Here is an 18,816-nt window from a genome sequence, read left to right as displayed (position 1 = left end):
TATGTTCTCGCACAATCGCAGAAATCTTGAAGGTTTCTCGTCTAACCAGAGAAATCCGTACATCATTGGTCGCCCGATCACGGAGTCAGAACTGTTTTTTGGGCGAGACACGCTCTTTCAGTTCATTGCAGACAATCTGGTGCAGGGGGCCCAGGTGATTTTGCTGCACGGTCAACGGCGGATCGGCAAGTCTTCTGTGCTGGCGCAAATTCCCAATTTTGTTGACCTGGAGGGATTTGAGTTTGTTCCGCTTTCGCTAGAAGGAGATAGCCAAAAGCCGTTGGCCGAAGTGCTGCATGAGTTGGCGAGAGATTCGCTAGAACACTTTGATCTGATGGGTCAGGTGGAGTTACCCTCGATCGCTCTTCTCAAGCACAAACCAAAATTATTCGCCGATCGCTTTCTCCCCGATCTTCGCAAAGCACTCAAAACTCAAAATTTGGTGCTGTTGTTGGATGAGTTTGACGCGCTGGCTGACTATGACTCAGAGGCGGCTCCAGGTCATCTTTTTCCTTACTTACAAGCTGCGGTTTACGAACACAAAGAGCTATTTATTATTCCCGTGGTCGGGCGGCAACTGCACGAGTTACCGAGGCTGCTGGGATTGTTTCGCGAAGCACCCAACCAAGAAGTTGGCTTTTTGGACAACCGCAGTGCTGAACAACTCATTACCCAACCCGCACGAGGCGTTTTAGAATACACCCCCGACACGATCGCCGCCATTCTCGAACTTTCTGCGGGGCATCCTTATTTCACCCAACTGATTTGTTTTGCGCTATTTGCTCAAGCACGAGAAGAAAATCGCTGGAAAATTACACGGGCAGATGTGCAGCGGGTGGTCGATAACGGAGAAGGCACCGGGCGAGGCCGAGCGATCGAGCTGGGTGAAGGTGGGATCACCTGGTTTTGGGATGGGTTGCCTTTACCAGAGCGAGTTGTTTTTTCGGCAGCCGCAGAGATTCCAGAACTAAAGCTGGCCAAAATCGGGGAAGCAGCCACACTGCGAGACGAATATTTAGCACTCCAGTTTACCGAAGCCGAACCGCTGGAACTGCTGGTCGATTGTGGCGTGATGCTAACCGAGACGCTGCGCCAGGCCGAGCTTAATTTGTTTGAATGGAAGTTTTTGCAGCCTGTGCCCATGAGAACAAGCCGTAGTGGTACCAGCATTCCGCCTCGGATGGCCGCCTATCGGGTGACGATCGAATTGGTGCGACGCTGGCTGGTCAGAAAGCACTCAATCCGGCGAGAAATCTGGCAGCTAGAGCATCTCAACGCTGAAGCGCACCATCTTTATGAAACCGTCAAAGCCCTACGCCAAACTGCCACAACGGTGAATGTATTGTCAGGACTGAGCCGCGTTTTGAATCTCAATCCCAATCATTTTGGAGCGCTGTTTGAGTTGGCCGAAAGCTTGACCGAGTTGCGGCAATTTTCTCAAGCGTTGAAGCATTACGATCGCGCTTATCAAGTCGATCCGATTCGCGCTAAGGACGGCTATTTACTCGCGCTACACAATTATGGCGAAGAACTCCGAGAAGAAGGTCATCTAGAAGACGCGATCGATGTTCTGGAGAAAGCTTTGGAGATCGATCCCGACAACGAAGAGATTGAAGAGTTGTTAGAAAAAGTACACAAAGAGCAACAGTACAGTGAATACTTGACTCCCATTTCGTTTAATGTAGGAACGAATGGCAACGGCAAACATTTGTCATCCAAGGAGCCAACGTCTGAGGAAGACGATCTCGTTAAACTTCAGCAAGAATTTCGTCAGTTGTGGGATCAGGTGAGCGGTGAAGCTCCTCGTGAAGTCAAGGATCAAGCGCTAGAACGACTTTCTGAAGTGGGTGAACTCTTCACAACCAAAAAGCTCAACTTGGCAACATTGGCCTATGTCAAGCAGTGGTTTCTCAAGCGGTTGCCTCCTTCTCTAGCATCTGCGGTCAGTCGATTTGTCGAAGAAGTGGTGGACACGGCGATCGAGAAAAAGGATGTAGATGACTAGAGAAGGCTCAAGTAAACCGATCAAGGTGGTCGGTAAAGTAGGCATTTCTGTAGAGAGAATCGCTTGAAGGCTCAATTCTGGCGCTAAAGCTTTCTGAAAGTCGCGATCGCCAGCAGCCCAGAAATTAGGCTTCTAGAGCAGAAGACTTGCTAAACAAAGCGAAAAACCTGGATCGAACTGATTTTGTTGCTGCTAATCAGATTCGACGATCGTCGATCATTGCTTCCTGCAAAATGGGCACTCTACCCAAGCATCCGTCGGGGAATAGATCATGCTGGCAAGAATTTGGAGTGCTTCACTTATTGGAATTGATGCCGTCAAAGTGGGCGTTGAGGTAGACGTTGCAGGCGGATTGCCAGGAATTGTCGTCGTCGGACTGCCCGATACCGCCGTTCAAGAGTCAAAAGAACGTGTCAAAACAGCGCTCAAAAATGCGGGTTACACATTCCCGATGCGAAAAATTGTAATCAACCTTACGCCCGCCGACCTCCGCAAAGAAGGGCCGAGCTTCGACTTACCGATCAGCGTAGGAATTCTCGCCGCCTCAGAGCAAGTTAGTGCTGAACTTATGGAGACTCATCTGTTTTTGGGCGAAGTTTCATTAGATGGATCGTTGAGACCTGTTGCGGGTGTGTTGGCGATCGCTGCCGCCGCCAAACAACTTGGATTTTCTGGTTTAGTCGTCCCGTCTGATAACGTTCGCGAAGCCGCTGTCGTCAAGGGACTCAACGTTTACGGATTCAAACATCTCTCAGAAATTGGTCAGTTTTTGGGCAATCCTGCTGCTCATCTCCCTGTCCAAATTGATGCCGAAAAAGAGCTAGAACAAATGCAGATTGACGCGCCCGATCTGCGTGATGTAAAAGGACAATCCCACGCCCGTCGCGCGCTAGAAATTGCTGCCGCTGGCGGTCACAATGTTGTCTTTGTCGGCCCGCCCGGAAGTGGAAAAACCATGCTGGCTCGACGATTGCCCGCGATCTTGCCACCCCTCTCCTTTGAAGAAGCACTAGAAGTCACCCAAATTCACTCGGTCGCAGGACTGCTCAAAGAAAAAGGTGCACTGGTCGCTATTCGTCCCTTTCGTAGCCCGCACCATTCTGCATCCGGAGCCTCGCTAGTTGGAGGAGGCAGCTATCCGCGCCCTGGCGAAATCTCTCTAGCTCATAGGGGAATTTTATTTCTTGACGAACTAACAGAATTTAAGCGAGACGTTCTAGAGTTTCTGCGCCAACCCTTGGAAGATGGGCACGTCACGATTTCTCGCACTCGTCAGTCTGTTTTATTTCCTGCCCGATTTACGCTCGTTGCCAGCACTAATCCCTGTCCCTGTGGCTATTATGCAGACACCATTCAGCCTTGCACCTGTTCGCCGAGAGCTAGGGAGCAATATTGGGCAAAGCTTTCGGGGCCCTTAATGGACAGAATCGATTTACAAGTTGGAGTCAACCGCCTCAAGCCCGAAGAGATTACCCAGCAGCCCAATGGTGAAGATTCGGCAACGGTACGATCGCGCGTTCAACTCGCCCGCAACCGCGCCTATCAACGATTTGAAAACACCCCGCTGCGCTGCAATGCCGAAATGCAAAGCATCCACTTGAGAAAATGGTGCATTCTCGACGACGCGACCCGTAGTTTACTCGAAAATGCAATTCGTAGATTGGGGCTATCAGTGAGAGCCAGCGATCGCATTCTCAAAGTTGCTAGAACGATCGCTGATCTGTCGGCTGATGAGCATCTACAAACTCATCATGTTGCCGAAGCCATTCAATATCGCACCATCGATCGCATGTCCTAAATTCATATCCAGAAAGTTTCGACAAACAGTGCAAATACCAATTGATTGTTGATTAATTATCGAACTTGGCTATTAAGCAAATCTCCTGATTATGCTGTTTGCAAAGTTGCAGTTATCCCCCCTCTGGTTTCGGGAAGCATAGGCAGCAGAAGGCAATCCAGCCAGCTATCTCAGGAGCTTTTTATGCCAAAAGATTATCGCCATGTTCGTCGGGCAACTGTAGTTAAAAATCCGTCCGGACAAGTAATTAAATTAGGCGGTTATCGTCCTGATAGGCAAAATCCTAGAGACAAAAAATTTAGTGATCGCGATCGCAATCTTCCCTCTAACGTTGACTTGCGGGAATACCTGACCCCTGTCGAGAATCAAGGCGACTCTAATAGTTGTACTGCAAACGCAATGGCAGGCGCATATGAATATCTAGCCAATCGTCTCATGGGTCAGAGCAATGATGTTAGCCGCCTCTTCATCTACTACAACGCTCGCGAGTTAGATGGTGACACCAGCCAAGACGAAGGCACTTATCTTCGCAGTTGCGTCCGAGTCTTACGAAAATATGGCGCTTGCTCAGAAAACACTTGGTCATTTGATTTAGATCGGGTCTATGACCAACCCAGCGATCAAGCTTACCAGGAAGCCGCCAATCTTAGAATCGAAAACGCCTACCGTGTAGAGGTTGATCTGCAAGCAATGCGGAGTTCTCTAGCAAAAGGCTACCCCTTCGCTTTTGGGCTACAACTGTTTTCCTCTTTTCAACAAGCTGGCTCAAATGGATTAGTTCCCATGCCTGACCCAGACAACGAAAGTCACGACGGTGGTCACGCAATGCTATGTGTAGGCTACTCAGACGATGATCAAGTCTTTATTGTTCGCAATTCTTGGGGAGAAGAGTGGGGCGATCGCGGCTACTGCTATATTCCCTACGACTACATGACCAAGGCTGATTACAACGGCGATTGTTGGGCAGTTCGTCAGGTCAGCGATGTTGATTTTAGTCAAGGAATTCGAGGTAAGTCTGGCTCATTGTTTAGTGGCAAAAAGGCAGCGATCGCTGCCGCATTTCAACGCCCCGGAGCTGCCCAAAACTCCGAAGTAATCAGCCTGTTTGATGAAACCTACGAAGTCGAATACACCGAGCAACTCGTCTACATTGCGGAGCAGGGATATGTCTCAATTGAAGAACACAGCGACCTCGAATCGCTCTACTATCTAGAATACGAAGAGGAATACGAAACGGAAGAAGAATACGAAGCATTTGAGTCATCAATTGAATACTCTGAAGAAACAGAAGACGGCTACGAAGAATCTGAAGACTTTGACGAGGAGGAATCTGAAGAACTAGAAGACAGTTACGAGGAATCCGAAGAGGAAAGCAGCGACGATGAGGAATTCGAGGACGAAGAATCTGAAGAACTAGAAGACAGCTACGAAGAATCTGATGGAGAAGAGGAATTAGAAGAGGAATCCGAAGAAGAAAGCAGCGAGAACGAAGTATATGAGGAGGACGGAGGAGATCAAGGGTATGAAGCCGACGAAGAATAGTTAACCCACTCGATCGCAGCCAGAGTGCTAACCCTCGTTTTAGTAAGCATTCTGGCTGACGCGAACCCAATCTACCCAACTCCCTGATGCGATCGCCATTTATCGTGCAGATTAGACGCTACAATGTGACGGTTGAATTCTGTGCGATCGCCTTGATAGAGCGTTATACCCTGCCCGAAATGGGCAATTTGTGGACGGAAGCTTATAAATTTAAAACCTGGTTGCAGGTCGAAATCGCAGTCTGTGAAGCTCAAGCAGAACTGGGATACATCCCATCAGAGGCAGTGGAGGAAATCAAAGCAAAAGCAGATTTTGACCCCAAAAGAATTTTAGAAATCGAAGCCGAAGTTCGTCATGACGTGATTGCCTTTCTCACCAACGTCAACGAATATGTCGGCGACTCAGGACGCTACATTCACCTGGGAATGACCAGTTCCGACGTGTTAGATACTGCTTTGGCGCTACAACTCGTCGCCAGTCTAGACCTGATCATGTCGCAGGTAGAAGCACTCATTCAAGCACTTCGCTACCAAGCGCAGCAACATCGCAACACTGTAATGATTGGTCGATCGCACGGCATCCACGCAGAACCCATCACCTTCGGCTTCAAACTCGCTGGCTGGTTAGCCGAAATGTTGCGCCATCGTGATCGCCTCTGCAACCTCAAAAAAAGCATTGCTGTCGGTCAAATTTCTGGTGCCGTCGGCACCTACGCCAACATTGACCCCAGAATCGAATCGCTCACTTGCCAAAACCTGGGACTCGAACCCGATGCCGCCTCGACGCAGGTGATTTCTCGCGATCGCCACGCCGATTTTATGAATGGACTGGCTTTGTTGGGAGCGTCGATCGAGCGTTTCGCTGTCGAAATTCGCAACCTCCAGCGCACCGACGTTCTCGAAGTTGAAGAATTTTTCTCAAAAGGGCAAAAAGGCTCCTCAGCGATGCCCCACAAGCGCAACCCGATTCGATCAGAACGCCTCACCGGAATGGCTCGATTACTTCGAGGATATGCTGTTGCCGCTCTGGAAAACGTCGCGCTCTGGCACGAACGAGACATTTCTCACAGTTCCGTCGAACGGGTTGCCTTCCCCGATGCCTGCATTCTGACTCACTTTATGCTGGTCGAGACGACCGACTTGGTGAAAAATCTGCTCGTCTACCCCGAAAATATGAGCCGCAACATGAACCTCTACGGCGGTGTTGTGTTTAGCCAGCGAGTTCTATTAGCGCTTGTGGCTAAGGGGATGGGACGTGAAGAAGCGTATGCGATCGTGCAGTCCTGCGCCCACCAAGCCTGGAACAAACCCGAAGGTGACTTTCGTAAGCTGATTACCGAAAATACTCAAGTCGCCGAAAAGCTTTCGAGCACTGAGATCCAAGACTGCTTTAATCCACAAGCCCATCTCAAAAATCTAGACCAGGTTTACCAAAGACTAGGCATCTGAAGGTTACAGCCTTCGCTTCAGCAGATTCTAACAACGAGTGACCGACCCCAAAATCCCTGCTTTCAATCTACTGGGTCTTTGTTACCCTGATCCAATCGCCGACTTTCTACTTCACTTCTACTGAGAAAGCGTATTTGTAGCCTTTGAAATTGGACTCCATTTGCAATTTGTAGTCGCCTGTCGAAGGAAGCTCGCTCATCCAAACCTGTTTTCCGTCTTGAGGGTCATTGATCACCTTGCCGTTTGGGGCAAAAATCAACGGCAGATCTCCTTTCTCGCTTCTCACCGTCAACATCTGACCTTTTGCCAGGTTCAAGCGATATTCATGAGAACCGACCCCAATAAAGCGATCGCTAATCTCCACTGAGTTTCCACCCTTTCCAAAGCTGACTCGCTCGACCTTCCCATTACAGCCGCTTTCCACATTTTTAATCGAAAGCCAGCCTTTAACCGGAGTACTGATCCGAAACCAGCCTTCTTGCTCACCCGTAACTGTGACAAAGGTACCGTTTTTGAGTTGACCGACCACATTGTCATTTGAAGTGGTGTCGGGGGTCGATCGCACATTCAAAGGCGGATTTGGGTCACTCACTTTTGCCATTGTCACCTTACAAGACTCCACCTCACGCAGCGCTTCCGCAGAGTTTTCAGGTTCCGTTGGTTCATGATTTTGATCAACTGTCTGATCGGCAGGAGATTGTACCGAAGGTTTTGGCGCAGAGAAATTGGTGGCTTGAGGGTTGGGAGTTGGGGATGCACTCGCGATCGCGTTAGGTGATTCTGAAATCGTCACCGTTGGCTGAGGAGATTGAGACTGCATCACAGCGGAAGTAATGCCCATAACAGCAGCAAGCCCCGCCAAGCCTGCCACAATAAGAACCGATTTAGGTGCCATATATTTGAGTATCTGCGATCACACTTAACTTCACCAAGGCAGGTGTAAATATCGGAACAAACAATAAGTTTCAGTCAAATGCACAACTTTTCCAAAAAGTGATCAACTGCTAACCCCTATCAGGTCTATTACCAACTATCCATTCCAATCATCGTGCCATCAACCATTACTACAGCTATCCTAACTAAGTTGTGATAATTCGGTGGTTCGTGGTTAATCGTCAATCAATAGCTATGTAACTAATGACTAACAACCCGATATGTGAAGATTCTCACAATCGATTTAGAACTGCTATGTTTCTAATCGATTAGGTTTCGACCTTATCAATGAGATGTTATCGTTTCTTACTTAGATTTTGAACTCGCTGTATGCCGTAGCTCAATAGCTTTTTTAACTAATGGAGCCAGTTTCTCTCGCCAAAACCGAATGTCTGGAAACTCATCTACAAGCTTTAATACCACTTCCCATTTACTTTGCTTGAGTGCTTTTTCTGCGGTGTTGTAAAGCAATTGTGCCTGCTTCCATTCAGACGGCATTTCTTTGAGCTTGGCTTGAGCTTTTGGGTAAGCAACACTGCTAGAAGGAATTGTTTTTACTAACGCGATCGCCCCCTGCAAATCTCCTGCTTGATAAACCGAAATCGCACTCGCCAAAAGACGATCGCCTTGATCTTGCGGCACCAACTCCTTTGACCGAGCAATCTCAGCTTTCGCATCACCAACTTGAGCAGTCGTCCCACAGACGGTCTTTGTTAGCGACTGATCCACCCAGCCTCGCACAGGCGAACTCACTTCAAACCAGGATTCATTTCCTCCAACCACCGCCAGCGTCTCACCATTTTTGACCTGTCCAACCACGTTGCCCTTCAGTTCAACAGGGCTAGAACGGATATTCAGAGGCGGGTGTGGGTCATTAACGATCGTCTGACAGTCAGGTTTTGTCGCAGTTGCGATCGCCGTTGACTGAAGCGTGGAGGAATCCGATCGAGGGCTTAAGACTGCATAAATTGTTCCTGCAACTGTAACGATAGCTGTAATACAAACTCCCACTGCCAAAGGAGATTTCAAGACACCATTCACTCTAGAAACCATCACAACGCCTCAGTTTTGCGACACAATTTTATCCACCCGTCTTATGTGTAGATTGCCCAAAACTGATCGCGAAACCTCTTTTACAAACAGTTTCTACAAATAGTGCAGACCCCAAAAATCCCTTGGATTCGCACTTCTTTGCAGTCAAACTATCTTGGGGGGGCAAAAATCTTGAAGCGGCTAACAATGTAGTAAAAAAATTGGTAGAACCTATCAAATTGTTGACTTGGGGCACTACCACGCCAGTTGTAGCGAATCTTGTTTTGCACGATCGTCATCGTCATCGAACTCACCTTCGCGTCAACTTTGATTTCGAGATTTCCTGAAATTCCCTGTTGAGTCGTAAAATTCGACGGGGTTGACTTTCTTTGGTCACTGAGATCCGTTCCTGCCCAGCCTCTAATCTCGACGTTGGGATTGGTCGGGTCGCTAAAGGCCATTCCGTCTCGATTTTCTGGCGTAATGGAGGCAACCCAGCGATCGGGGTACAAAAACTCAAAGCCAAAGCGATCGTTTCGATAGACTGTCCAATTGCCAGCCTGGTTGCGATCGTTTGCTCCACAGCCCGATAAAAAGACCGTCAAAACCATCCCCACTAGGAGATAGATGACCTTGACTTTAGGGGAGAAGTTTCTAAAATTCACGCTCATTTGTAAAGAAGTGTAACAATATTGCCGTCATGCTGGTTTAGCATCTTGACAGCCCCGAAAACAGCCGATATCGTGATTCACATACCCGGGTAAAACGACTGAGAGTTATATGCAAGACAAGCAAAAAGTCACGTTGTATCTTCCGCCAGAATTGCACCGACAGCTAAAAATTCGAGCCGCCGTTGCTGCTGAGGCGATGTCAGCCCTAGCGGAAAAGGCACTCGTCTTCTACCTCACCCATCCCGAAATGGTTGAACAACTAGAGGAAGCTCACGGTCAAACTCACCGGATTTACAACTGTCCTGAGTGTACGACTCCAGTCGTTCTAAAGGATGGTGAAATTGTTCCTCTAGGTAAAGAACCTAGTGTAGTGACTGGTGAGCCGCTTCCCGTTGAAAAGCAGAAGGTCGGTTCTGCCGCCGGAAATCAAGGAGAGGGCGAACTCGTCCCCTGCTAGTTACCTCCTTACAAAGAAAGTTTGTTTTCCCCTCCCCCTGCTTCACCGCTACTTTTTACTTTTGTGGCGTTTCTAGCAGACAGTCGGGAACCTCTCGTATCACAATCGATCTGCGCCGTTTCTAATGAGTTGGGTGGTTATGCAAGAAGAGCTAAATATTCTCATACAAGCTCAATATCCTTTAATCTACCTTGTGACCTCAGAAGAGGAGCGAGCCGAGCAGACGATTGCTGCGATCGCCCAAGCCAAGCCTGTTCGCCGTGTCTACCTCTGGACTGTCACTCACGGAATTGTTGAATACGGTCAGCCGCGCAACGTTACTCAGCACAACACGGTTTCGCCCGAAGCGGCCGTTGAGTGGGTGATGCGTCAGCGAGAGCCTGGTATCTTCGTCTTCAAAGATTTGCATCCTTTCATTGACTCGCCTGCGGTGACTCGGTGGCTTAGAGATGCGATCGCCAGCTTCAAAGGCACTCAGAAAGCAATTATTCTGATGTCTCCGGTACAAAACATCCCGATCGAGCTTGAGAAAGAGGTTGCTGTCATTGATTTTGCCCTGCCTGACATGGCGGAACTGAATCAGGTTTTGACCAACCAGCTTGAACAAGTTCGTGGACGCAAGATTACAACCGAGACTCGCGAGAAGTTGTTGAAAGCAGCCCTAGGGCTGACGCGAGATGAAGCGGAAAAGGTCTACCGTAAAGCACAGGTGACAGCAGGCCGCCTGACCGAAGAAGAAGTTGACATTGTTCTTTCTGAGAAAAAGCAGCTTATTCGTCGCAACGGTATTCTGGAGTATATCGAAGAAGATGAAACTCTCAACTCAGTGGGCGGACTCGAAGAATTGAAAAAGTGGCTGACTCAACGCTCAAACGCTTTTACAGAGAGGGCTAGAGAGTACGGTTTACCTCAACCTAAAGGAATGCTAATTTTAGGAGTACCGGGTTGTGGTAAGTCGCTAATTGCCAAGACGACCTCTCGGTTGTGGGGATTGCCCTTACTGCGGTTAGATATGGGTCGGGTGTATGACGGGTCGATGGTGGGACGATCGGAAGCCAACCTTCGCAACGCCCTCAAAACCGCTGAATCTATTTCACCCGCAATTCTATTCATTGACGAGATGGACAAAGCCTTCGCTGGGACAAGTGGCTCGGCTGACTCAGATGGTGGCACATCCAGTCGGATTTTTGGTTCCTTCCTGACCTGGATGCAGGAAAAAACCTCTCCCGTCTTTGTCATGGCAACTGCCAATCGTGTAGAGCGTCTCCCCGGAGAGTTCCTTAGAAAGGGACGGTTTGACGAAATCTTCTTCGTTGACCTGCCCACTGCTGAAGAGCGAAAAGAGATTTTCAGAATTCACCTATCCAAGCGTCGCCGTGAAATTGAACGGTTTGACCTGGATCAGCTAGCAAGTGTCTGTGACGGCTTCTCTGGTGCCGAAATCGAGCAAGGACTCGTGGCTGCCATGTATGAAGCCTTTGCTCAGGACAGAGAGTTTACCCAATTGGATATTATTGCGGCGAGTCGAGCCACAATGCCACTATCCAAGACCATGACAGAGCAGGTAACGGCCCTTCGGGATTGGGCCAGGCAGCGAGCGCGGCCTGCTGCGTCCTCAGTCGCAGAATATCAGCGGCTTGAGTTCTAAAAGCTTTCTCCTGCTTCCCAACAGGAGGAAAGGCTGGCATTTGCCAGTAGTCCGAAAGAGCGATGAATCATGAAAGATGGGTTGTTAGACTCAAAACTCACAGTTCAAAGCTCGTAGTTCTGAAACGTTGTCGTTGTTTTCAAATTTCCACTGGAGGAAACCCCAATGTCTCACTTTAGCACTCTGCGTACCAAGATCACCGACGCTGAAATCCTCAAATCTTCTCTTCGCGACCTCGGCATCAACGTTAAAACTGAAGCTGATGTGCGTGGTTACAACGGTCAGCGCGTTCGCTCTGATATCGTTGCAGTCCTCGAAGGCGAATACGATTTGGGCTGGAGCCGCAATGCTGATGGTTCTTTCGACCTCATTGCTGACCTCTGGGGCGTTGCTAAAAAGCACAACCAAACCGAATTGATCAACTCTATCAACCAGAAGTACGCTGTGAACAAGACCCTCTCTGAGGTCAAGCGTCCTGGTCTGCAAAACGCGAACGTTAAGCTAGTTCTGCAAAAGTAGTTTCTCTGCGCGTTCCCAAGCTGGCGGGTTAGCCCTTCGTTAGGTTAACCCGTTTTTTTGTGCCAAAATGGCACTGCTGCTGCTTCCTAATCATCATGACTTTTGATAACGACCGGGATACTCAGATACGATCGCTGATTCGATCGTGCGGGCAGCAAGCAAACCAAATGGCAGCCCAGGGGTTAGAAATCTTTGAAAAGGCTCCGGCTGACTTTGTGACGAATGTGGATCGAATGCTCGATCGCCAACTTTCTGCGGGATTTGCTCACTTCTTTCCTCAAGATGGCGTGATCACAGAAGAGAATTCAGAGTCGAGAGCGCAGTTTCAGTCCGGTAACCCTCGGCTTTGGTGCATTGATCCGATTGACGGCACGGAAGACTTTATTCACGGCCGACCCGACTATGCAGTGATGGTCGGACTCTTAGAGAAAAATCAGCCTGTCTCAGGTTGGATCTATGCGCCCCAACAGGATGTGATGTACTACGGTGGGAGCGACCAAGGATTGTGGCAAGCGATCGCAGACTTTACACCCCAGCAGCTATCACCTTCTAAACCCAAGCCGCCTTCGCCTGATCGTTTTCGCTTGATTGTTGGTAACAAAGACCGAGAAAATTTTGGGGAGGCCATTTCTCGATCGATTCCTGAAGTGGAATTTGTCTACTCGCTGGGTAGCTTTGGGCTGAAGGTGATGAACGTGATCATGGGTCAGGCTGGGCTGTATGTTTATCTCAATGGTCGAGTGAAAGTTTGGGATACGGTAGCACCCCTGGCGCTAGCAAAAGTCGCGGGACTGGTCTGCTGCGACCTGAACGGCAACGAGTTGAGCTATGCAGATGACGCGATGAACCTGGAAACTTTGGCACATCAGCAATCGATCGTCATCGGATGGGCACCCTATGTAGAGTCGCTATTGCCTAGAATGAGGACAGCGATCGCCTCGGTTGTTAATTCTTAGCTGTAGACTTCACGGTTGAAGGTGAAGAACGATCGAGCATTCACAACTGTTCTACATGGCAACCTTTAAGAATCCGTAGAATTGCCCTGAGACAAGGCTATCAATTCTTGCCAAGATAGAAAGAGATGTGTCTCATCTGATACGTTTTCTCGTGTGATTGTCCACTACAAAATTCCCTGAAGATCATTTTCATGCAGACTGAAGTTTTCAGTGAGCTATTTCCGTTGCTGGCTGCGGCCAATCCAGAGACCTTAGACTGGCTCCTATCCGTGGCAACTGAGCATGAGTACCCGTCTGGCAGAGCCGTTTTGATGGAGGATGCTTGGGGAAATGCTGTCTATTTTGTGGTGAATGGCTGGGTCAAGGTGCGTCGGCACTCTGGAACGGGTGAGGATGTGGCGACGCTGGCGATTTTGGGACGGGGCGACTTTTTTGGTGAGATGGCGATCTTGGATGAGTCGCCGCGATCGACCGATGTGATTGCCCTGTCGAATGTGCGTCTCTTGAGCATTTCAGCACAGCGATTTATCCAAACCCTCTTCAAAGATCCGCAGCTACACCATCGGATGCTGCAATTGATGGTCAGACGACTGCGCCAAACCAATTTTCGCTTTCAACTCCGCAACCAACCGCCTGCAATCAAGCTGGTAAATACGCTGGTGGCACTGGGTGAAAATTACGGACAGGAGTCGGGCAGCGGGACGGATATTTTCAACGTTCCGGCGAAAGACCTGGCGGATGTCTCAGATATCAGCGCCGACGAGACGACCAAAATTCTAGAGAAGCTCGACAGCAAAGGCTGGATCAAAATCGATCCAAGTAAGCAGGTAATTCACCTCGTCAACCTCAAACAGTTGATGAATCTGGCGGGTAAACGATAAGTTGTCCTGCTTATGTTTCAGATACAGCAGGAATTTGAAGTTGATCCACCAGCCTCAAGATCAAGAATTACGTCCCGCCATAACTCCACCATCCACATTCCAGGTCGCCCCCGTGATCCAGGAGGAGTGATTAGACATTAAGAATGTGATAACCCCTGCAACATCGATAGGTTGTCCGACACGCCCGATCGGATGAAAGTCATTGAACCCTTGTAGCGTTGTATGAATGTCTTCCGGCTTAATGAACGCTCCATAGATCGGAGTTTCTACGACAGCAGGCGCAACCGCATTCACCCGAATTTTGTACTGACCGAGTTCTATTGCTAAGTGTTGTGTGAGCGAATGTAAGCCTGCCTTTGCCATTGAGTAAGCAGAAGATGGGGTTGCTAATACCGCTTGATGTGCCCACATTGAGCCAACGTTGACAATTGCACCGCCTTGTTTCTGCTGTACCATATTCCGAACGACCTGCTGTGTTGTGAAGAAGGTGCCGTGATTGAGGTTGAGATAGCGATCGTAGTCTGCCTCTGAGTGTTCGAGAAATGGCTTTGGCAGAAAAACACCCGCAGCATTTACGAGGTAGTGAACATTCGTGAGTTTGGTAGCAATTTGATCAGCCAGCCGAAATGTATCTCGGCGATCGCTGATGTCTGCCTGCCAAATTTGGATGTTCCCGTACGGTTCGAGATCAGATGCCGTTGCTTGAAGTTTTGCAAGATTGCGTCCGATAATGGTGACGATCGCTCCTTGGCTGAGAAGACTTTCTGCAACTGCTCGTCCAATACCACTGCTCCCACCGATGATGAGTGCTTGTTTTTGCCTAAACTCTGAGTACATGATTACTTCCTTTCCGAGGCAATAGATGGTAACTACAGCATCTTAAGCAACTGAGTACGAGTAGAAAAGTCAGCACTTTTGGGTGGGGTACTTACTTTCTGGTAGAAATTAAGGCAGGACGGGAGAAAATTTTTGAGTTATGCAAAATGAGTAGAGGCAAACCAGAAGTAACTTCAGCCGCAATGCTGGAATACATCGTTGGCTGTAAATGGTCAATCCGAATTTTGACGTTGATTCGCCAAGGAGTGAATCGTCCCGGAGCTATCACGCGATCGATTGATGGACTGACGACCAAAGTCCAAGGTGACTGCCTGAACAAAATGGTAGGCTTCGGGATTTTAGAAAGGATTGCTTACGGAGAAATTCCGCCGCGAGTTGAGTACAAGCTAACCAGTTTTGGGCAACGCTTCGTCTCAATTTTGGATGCTGTTTCGGAGTTGCAGCACGAAATAGATGCTGCCAACCAGTAGCACGAGGTATTGGAGCCAATCGACGAAAAACGATCGGTTAGAGTTGACAATCTCTGCTCAGGATAATGGATGAAGATGACTGTATCCAAAACCTACTGCGGTAGGTTCGATAGACTGATACTGCGATCGCTTACATATTAGTCAGAACCGCAATTCGCACAATCCTTAACCGCTAATCAAGGCTTCTACAAACTCGTAGCTAGAAAACGGGCGCAAATCTTCGATGCCTTCTCCTGCACCGATAAAGCGAATCGGTAACCCCAACTCTTCAACGACGGCCAGCGCCACGCCTCCCTTTGCGGTTCCATCCAGTTTGGTCAACACAACGCCGCTTAACTGAGCCGCTTGAGAAAATACCTGCGCTTGTCGCAAGCCATTTTGTCCCAGTGTGGCATCAAGAACTAAGAGCGACTCAACTTTTGCGTTTACCGCTTTTTTGTCAATGATGCGACGAATCTTGCTCAGTTCATCCATCAAATTCTTTTTGTTTTGCAGCCGCCCCGCCGTATCTACCAAGAGAAGTTCTGTACCTCGTGATTGGGCCGCCGCGATCGCATCAAATACCACTGCCGCCGGATCGGTATTTTGTCCCGGATTGGCAATTACTTCCACGTCGCTTCTCTGACCCCAAACTTTCACTTGCTCGACCGCCGCAGCCCGAAACGTATCGGCAGCCGCAATCAGACATTTGTAGCCAGACTTTTGAGCAATGTGAGCCAGCTTGCCGATCGTCGTCGTTTTGCCAGCCCCATTGACTCCAGTAATTAGCCAGATGTTGAGCGTGTCTTTTTCGGGCACAAAAACAGGCGTGTGAGCAGACTGTAGCGGACGATCGAGTAATTCTCTCAGCAGTTGTTTGAGGTAGGCGATCGCTTGCTCTGGTGGCAGCACTTCTTCTCGCAATCTGGCTTGCAGCGCGTCGATAATCTTATCGGTGGCTTCAACGCCTGCATCAGCTTGCAAAAGCAGCGACTCGATTTCTGTGACGGCATCCTGGTTGAGCGGCCCTTGACCGACAATTGCCTTGAGACGATTGACCAGATTGCGACGAGTCCGATCCAACCCTTGGCGCAGACGTTTGAGCCAGGTAATTTCTTCGAGGGTGACATCTTCAGCGCGACGACCTTGAGCCGCCAGCACTTCGGTTGACCAGAGAAAGCCTTCATCCAGTGTGAAATCAGGAACTACCAGTTCAGGTTGGGCCGTTTGAACGGCAGGCTCTGGCTCCTCTACGATCGCCGTTGCTCGAAGTCTCTCTAAACGGGCTTCTCGCTCTGCGTCAGCCTGCGCCCAAAAAGGGAGTGGTGCAATTTCGGCAGGCGTTTCATCAACCGCAAAGACGGCCGTTTCAGGGATAGCTTCTTCTATCAGGGCGGCGGTTTCTGGAACTTCGGCAGTCGTAGTTGGGTCAGCGATCCGTTCAGGTATATCTTCAGCAACGGTGTCTGAAGGGGATTCTACGATCGCTTCAGTCGGTTCAGCACTTTCTACAGGCGCTTCTTCGGACTGCTGCTGACGTTTTTTAATGTTTTCATAGGCTGCCTTAGCGAAGTTCAAATAATCTTCGGCAACGGCTGGCGGTGCTTCTTCGGTCGGAGTTGGGTCAGGTTCAGGTTGGACAGGTTCAGCAGGTGCCGCCTCGCCTTTTTGATCAAATTTCCGGTTAAACCAATTAAACGTCATTGCCTGTACCTGAATCTTCTCTCATTACTGTAGAACAGAAGCGGAAGCGGGAGTCGTTTGCAGCGCTAAGTCCTCACAGATTTCCCCACAGATTCAAGGTTTTGATCCGGCGGGCTGCTGCTCAGTGACTCGACGCAAAACGCCATTGATAAATCGGTGTCCGTCTTCGCCGCTGTAACGTTTGGCAAGCTCGATCGCTTCATTAATCGCCACACGTTGATCGATGCCCAGATAGACCATATCGACGATCGCCATTCTCAAAATATCTTGGTCGATTCGTGCTAGACGGCTAAGTTGCCAATCGACCAGCGCATTTTCTAAGATGGCATCGATTTCTGAGCGTTCTGAAACTAGTCGCGTAATGATCTCGACTGCGTAGTTGCGAACGTCTGATTGGTTGGTGAGTTGAATGAATTCGGGAATTTCGATCGAGCTTCCGACTCGGTTGATAGCAGTTTGAGTGAGTTCGATCGTTTCTCTCAAAATGGCTCTTGCACTCTCGACATCGCTGGTACGAGTTTCACTTTTGAGCAGTTGAGCGTTGCTGCGTTGCAATTCGGCAGAAGCGGTTTCCAGCGCGTCTCTTGCTTCGGTAGCCAGGGTGCGAACGGATGCCACGACCAAATCCTGGAGTTTTTGAGTGGTCAATTTCTCTGGCTTGGCAGGCAGTTGACTAATGCTCAAAAGAGCCAGTTCACGGGCAATTCGGCGGGCTTGCATGGCGGCTTGGGTTGGCTAGGTTCTGTATCGCTTGGCTATCTTAGCAAGTTTGAGGACGGGTCGGGGGTTTAGACCAAAGGGATTTCCCAGGTTTTAGACAGAAGCCTTCATCTCAAAAAATAAGAGGTCAAGATGACCCCCGTTGAAATTCAAAAGCAGGATTCTTCAATCGTCCCAGTTCTAAACGTGATTATTCTTCGAGCATCGCTTGTCTTGTCGTGTCAATTAGAGGTTCCAACGTGCGCTCTCGTTTGCTGCTGACGTTGGTTAACGTTGCCAAAGCTGCCGAATCAGGACTGACGATTCCCCCCGAAATCACCACCTTGAAGGCATCCTCGATCGGCATTGCCAACGTAATTACAGCCGATTCTGGCACGACCGCATACCACCCTGTCGTTGGATTGGGGGTCGTGGGAATGAACACACTCAGCATCTCTCCCGGAAAATGTGATTGCACCTCTGAACCGATCGCTCCGGTCACAAAGCCAATTGACCAGACTCCCACACGGGGATACTCGACCAAAACGACGCGACGAAAGCGACCATTAGAGTCTCGCAAAACTGTTTCTAGCAATTGCTTCAAAGTTTTGTAAACTGCGCCTGCTAGAGGAATGGCTTGTAGGACTCGTTCACCTACATCAAGCAGCCATCGTCCAGCAATGTTGCGGGCCATCAGTCCGATCAGCAGAATGCAGGACAGAGGCACCGCCAGCCCCACTAAAAAATTGAGCAGATTCACCAAAATGGGCTGCATTCCATCAAACGGGTTAAGTTGTTTGGGAATGCGGGTTAGAAAGTTAATGACCCAGTTTGCGATCGTAATCGTCAACCAAATCGTAGTGGCCAACGGAATGACCACCAGCAGACCTGCGATCAGGTCATTTTTTAAGTCTTGTTTGAGGCGTTGGATCACAGGGTGCTTACTCTCCTTCAACTGGCTGCAAGTATCACGGTTAGAAGCTGCCTTTCATCAAGGCAATGAGAAAGATGGATGAGCGCAGCGATGAAATTTTGAGGATGTGCAGGTTTAAAGTGCTCCTCGTCTTGCCTGTTTTTCAACCTTCTTTCTAGAGTTTTAGGAGCGTCTATTACTATTTGTAAAGGTTGTAAAGGAATGTTGCAAGGTTTCGGTCTCTTTCTCAGGGAAGTTTTCTTATTTAATCATTGATCCCCAATCTGAAATATCCGAACGCGATCGGTATTATTCGTAACATCC

General features: G+C 49.1%; 17 protein-coding genes. 10 read left to right on the top strand and 7 right to left on the bottom strand.

Translation table 11 applies throughout. The annotated features are described in order from the left end of the window. Position 1: 1 nt before the first annotated feature. From ACKFKH_RS20035 to purB, 4 genes are all read left to right on the top strand, one after another. On the top strand, positions 2–2,005 hold the full coding sequence (locus ACKFKH_RS20035) for a tetratricopeptide repeat protein (protein WP_446860108.1): 2,004 nt from the start codon (positions 2–4) through the stop codon (positions 2,003–2,005). Between the two features lie 271 nt (positions 2,006–2,276). Further along, positions 2,277–3,803 (top strand): YifB family Mg chelatase-like AAA ATPase, encoded by a 1,527-nt coding sequence (locus ACKFKH_RS20030; RefSeq protein WP_446860107.1) that lies wholly within the window; start codon positions 2,277–2,279, stop codon positions 3,801–3,803. A 183-nt stretch (positions 3,804–3,986) separates the two neighbouring features. Further along, the gene (locus ACKFKH_RS20025) at positions 3,987–5,345 is read left to right on the top strand and encodes a C1 family peptidase (protein ID WP_446860106.1); all 1,359 of its coding nucleotides are present in this window, start codon (positions 3,987–3,989) and stop codon (positions 5,343–5,345) included. Between the two features lie 86 nt (positions 5,346–5,431). Continuing rightward, positions 5,432–6,793, top strand: a complete 1,362-nt coding sequence (gene purB, locus ACKFKH_RS20020; protein ID WP_446860105.1) for an adenylosuccinate lyase — start codon at positions 5,432–5,434, stop codon at positions 6,791–6,793. Between the two features lie 106 nt (positions 6,794–6,899). Here the strand turns inward: purB and ACKFKH_RS20015 are convergent, their stop codons facing one another. The 3 genes from ACKFKH_RS20015 to ACKFKH_RS20005 form a co-directional block, all read right to left on the bottom strand. Then, on the bottom strand, positions 6,900–7,688 hold the full coding sequence (locus ACKFKH_RS20015) for an SH3 domain-containing protein (RefSeq protein WP_446860104.1): 789 nt from the start codon (positions 7,686–7,688) through the stop codon (positions 6,900–6,902). Positions 7,689–8,032: 344 nt separating this feature from the next. Next, positions 8,033–8,779 (bottom strand): SH3 domain-containing protein, encoded by a 747-nt coding sequence (locus ACKFKH_RS20010; protein WP_446860103.1) that lies wholly within the window; start codon positions 8,777–8,779, stop codon positions 8,033–8,035. A gap of 149 nt (positions 8,780–8,928) precedes the next feature. Then, positions 8,929–9,369 carry a hypothetical protein gene (locus ACKFKH_RS20005; protein ID WP_446860102.1) on the bottom strand — a complete coding sequence of 147 codons (441 nt, stop codon included), beginning with the start codon at positions 9,367–9,369 and terminating at the stop codon, positions 8,929–8,931. A 169-nt stretch (positions 9,370–9,538) separates the two neighbouring features. Here ACKFKH_RS20005 and ACKFKH_RS20000 point away from each other — a divergent pair, with 169 nt between their 5' ends. From ACKFKH_RS20000 to ACKFKH_RS19980, 5 genes are all read left to right on the top strand, one after another. After that, the gene (locus tag ACKFKH_RS20000) at positions 9,539–9,886 is read left to right on the top strand and encodes a hypothetical protein (RefSeq protein WP_446860101.1); all 348 of its coding nucleotides are present in this window, start codon (positions 9,539–9,541) and stop codon (positions 9,884–9,886) included. A 139-nt stretch (positions 9,887–10,025) separates the two neighbouring features. Further along, complete coding sequence (ycf46, locus tag ACKFKH_RS19995) at positions 10,026–11,534, top strand: stress-responsive protein Ycf46 (protein ID WP_446860100.1); 1,509 nt, start codon at positions 10,026–10,028, stop codon at positions 11,532–11,534. Positions 11,535–11,699: 165 nt separating this feature from the next. Next, a complete protein-coding gene (locus ACKFKH_RS19990; RefSeq protein WP_446860099.1) occupies positions 11,700–12,053 on the top strand; it encodes a DUF1257 domain-containing protein in 354 nt (117 codons plus the stop codon). A 95-nt stretch (positions 12,054–12,148) separates the two neighbouring features. Then, a complete protein-coding gene (locus ACKFKH_RS19985; RefSeq protein ID WP_446860098.1) occupies positions 12,149–13,009 on the top strand; it encodes a 3'(2'),5'-bisphosphate nucleotidase CysQ family protein in 861 nt (286 codons plus the stop codon). A 191-nt stretch (positions 13,010–13,200) separates the two neighbouring features. Further along, a complete protein-coding gene (locus ACKFKH_RS19980; protein ID WP_446860097.1) occupies positions 13,201–13,890 on the top strand; it encodes a Crp/Fnr family transcriptional regulator in 690 nt (229 codons plus the stop codon). 60 nt (positions 13,891–13,950) lie between these two features. On the opposite strand, the gene ACKFKH_RS19975 is transcribed toward ACKFKH_RS19980, so the two are convergent. Continuing rightward, positions 13,951–14,727: an SDR family NAD(P)-dependent oxidoreductase gene (locus tag ACKFKH_RS19975; protein ID WP_446860096.1), complete on the bottom strand. Its 777-nt coding sequence runs from the start codon at positions 14,725–14,727 to the stop codon at positions 13,951–13,953. Positions 14,728–14,873: 146 nt separating this feature from the next. Here ACKFKH_RS19975 and ACKFKH_RS19970 point away from each other — a divergent pair, with 146 nt between their 5' ends. Further along, a complete protein-coding gene (locus tag ACKFKH_RS19970) occupies positions 14,874–15,197 on the top strand; it encodes a winged helix-turn-helix transcriptional regulator (RefSeq protein ID WP_446860095.1) in 324 nt (107 codons plus the stop codon). A gap of 165 nt (positions 15,198–15,362) precedes the next feature. Here the strand turns inward: ACKFKH_RS19970 and ftsY are convergent, their stop codons facing one another. From ftsY to ACKFKH_RS19955, 3 genes are all read right to left on the bottom strand, one after another. After that, entirely contained in the window at positions 15,363–16,880 is a 1,518-nt protein-coding gene (gene ftsY, locus ACKFKH_RS19965) for a signal recognition particle-docking protein FtsY (RefSeq protein WP_446860094.1), read from the bottom strand. Positions 16,881–16,973: 93 nt separating this feature from the next. Next, a complete protein-coding gene (gene nusB / locus ACKFKH_RS19960; RefSeq protein WP_446860093.1) occupies positions 16,974–17,600 on the bottom strand; it encodes a transcription antitermination factor NusB in 627 nt (208 codons plus the stop codon). A 190-nt stretch (positions 17,601–17,790) separates the two neighbouring features. Further along, positions 17,791–18,513 carry a DUF502 domain-containing protein gene (locus ACKFKH_RS19955; RefSeq protein ID WP_446860092.1) on the bottom strand — a complete coding sequence of 241 codons (723 nt, stop codon included), beginning with the start codon at positions 18,511–18,513 and terminating at the stop codon, positions 17,791–17,793. Positions 18,514–18,816 lie beyond the last annotated feature (303 nt).

It is taken from the genome of Phormidesmis sp. 146-20 (genome assembly GCF_052939475.1).
This window is presented reverse-complemented; position numbering and strand designations above follow the sequence as displayed.

Excerpts from the sequence above, each read along its gene's own strand:
- ACKFKH_RS20030 (WP_446860107.1), top strand. The coding sequence starts at position 2,277 with ATGCTGGCAAGAATTTGGAGTGCTTCACTTATTGGAATTGATGCCGTC.
- ACKFKH_RS20005 (WP_446860102.1), bottom strand. The coding sequence starts at position 9,369 with ATGGTTTTGACGGTCTTTTTATCGGGCTGTGGAGCAAACGATCGCAAC.
- ACKFKH_RS20000 (WP_446860101.1), top strand. The coding sequence starts at position 9,539 with ATGCAAGACAAGCAAAAAGTCACGTTGTATCTTCCGCCAGAATTGCAC.
- ftsY (WP_446860094.1), bottom strand. The coding sequence starts at position 16,880 with ATGACGTTTAATTGGTTTAACCGGAAATTTGATCAAAAAGGCGAGGCG.
- ACKFKH_RS19985 (WP_446860098.1), top strand. The coding sequence starts at position 12,149 with ATGACTTTTGATAACGACCGGGATACTCAGATACGATCGCTGATTCGA.
- ACKFKH_RS19975 (WP_446860096.1), bottom strand. The coding sequence starts at position 14,727 with ATGTACTCAGAGTTTAGGCAAAAACAAGCACTCATCATCGGTGGGAGC.
- ACKFKH_RS19970 (WP_446860095.1), top strand. The coding sequence starts at position 14,874 with ATGAGTAGAGGCAAACCAGAAGTAACTTCAGCCGCAATGCTGGAATAC.
- ACKFKH_RS19990 (WP_446860099.1), top strand. The coding sequence starts at position 11,700 with ATGTCTCACTTTAGCACTCTGCGTACCAAGATCACCGACGCTGAAATC.
- ycf46 (WP_446860100.1), top strand. The coding sequence starts at position 10,026 with ATGCAAGAAGAGCTAAATATTCTCATACAAGCTCAATATCCTTTAATC.
- ACKFKH_RS19980 (WP_446860097.1), top strand. The coding sequence starts at position 13,201 with ATGCAGACTGAAGTTTTCAGTGAGCTATTTCCGTTGCTGGCTGCGGCC.
- ACKFKH_RS20025 (WP_446860106.1), top strand. The coding sequence starts at position 3,987 with ATGCCAAAAGATTATCGCCATGTTCGTCGGGCAACTGTAGTTAAAAAT.
- nusB (WP_446860093.1), bottom strand. The coding sequence starts at position 17,600 with ATGCAAGCCCGCCGAATTGCCCGTGAACTGGCTCTTTTGAGCATTAGT.
- ACKFKH_RS20010 (WP_446860103.1), bottom strand. The coding sequence starts at position 8,779 with ATGGTTTCTAGAGTGAATGGTGTCTTGAAATCTCCTTTGGCAGTGGGA.
- ACKFKH_RS20035 (WP_446860108.1), top strand. The coding sequence starts at position 2 with ATGTTCTCGCACAATCGCAGAAATCTTGAAGGTTTCTCGTCTAACCAG.
- purB (WP_446860105.1), top strand. The coding sequence starts at position 5,432 with ATGCGATCGCCATTTATCGTGCAGATTAGACGCTACAATGTGACGGTT.
- ACKFKH_RS20015 (WP_446860104.1), bottom strand. The coding sequence starts at position 7,688 with ATGGCACCTAAATCGGTTCTTATTGTGGCAGGCTTGGCGGGGCTTGCT.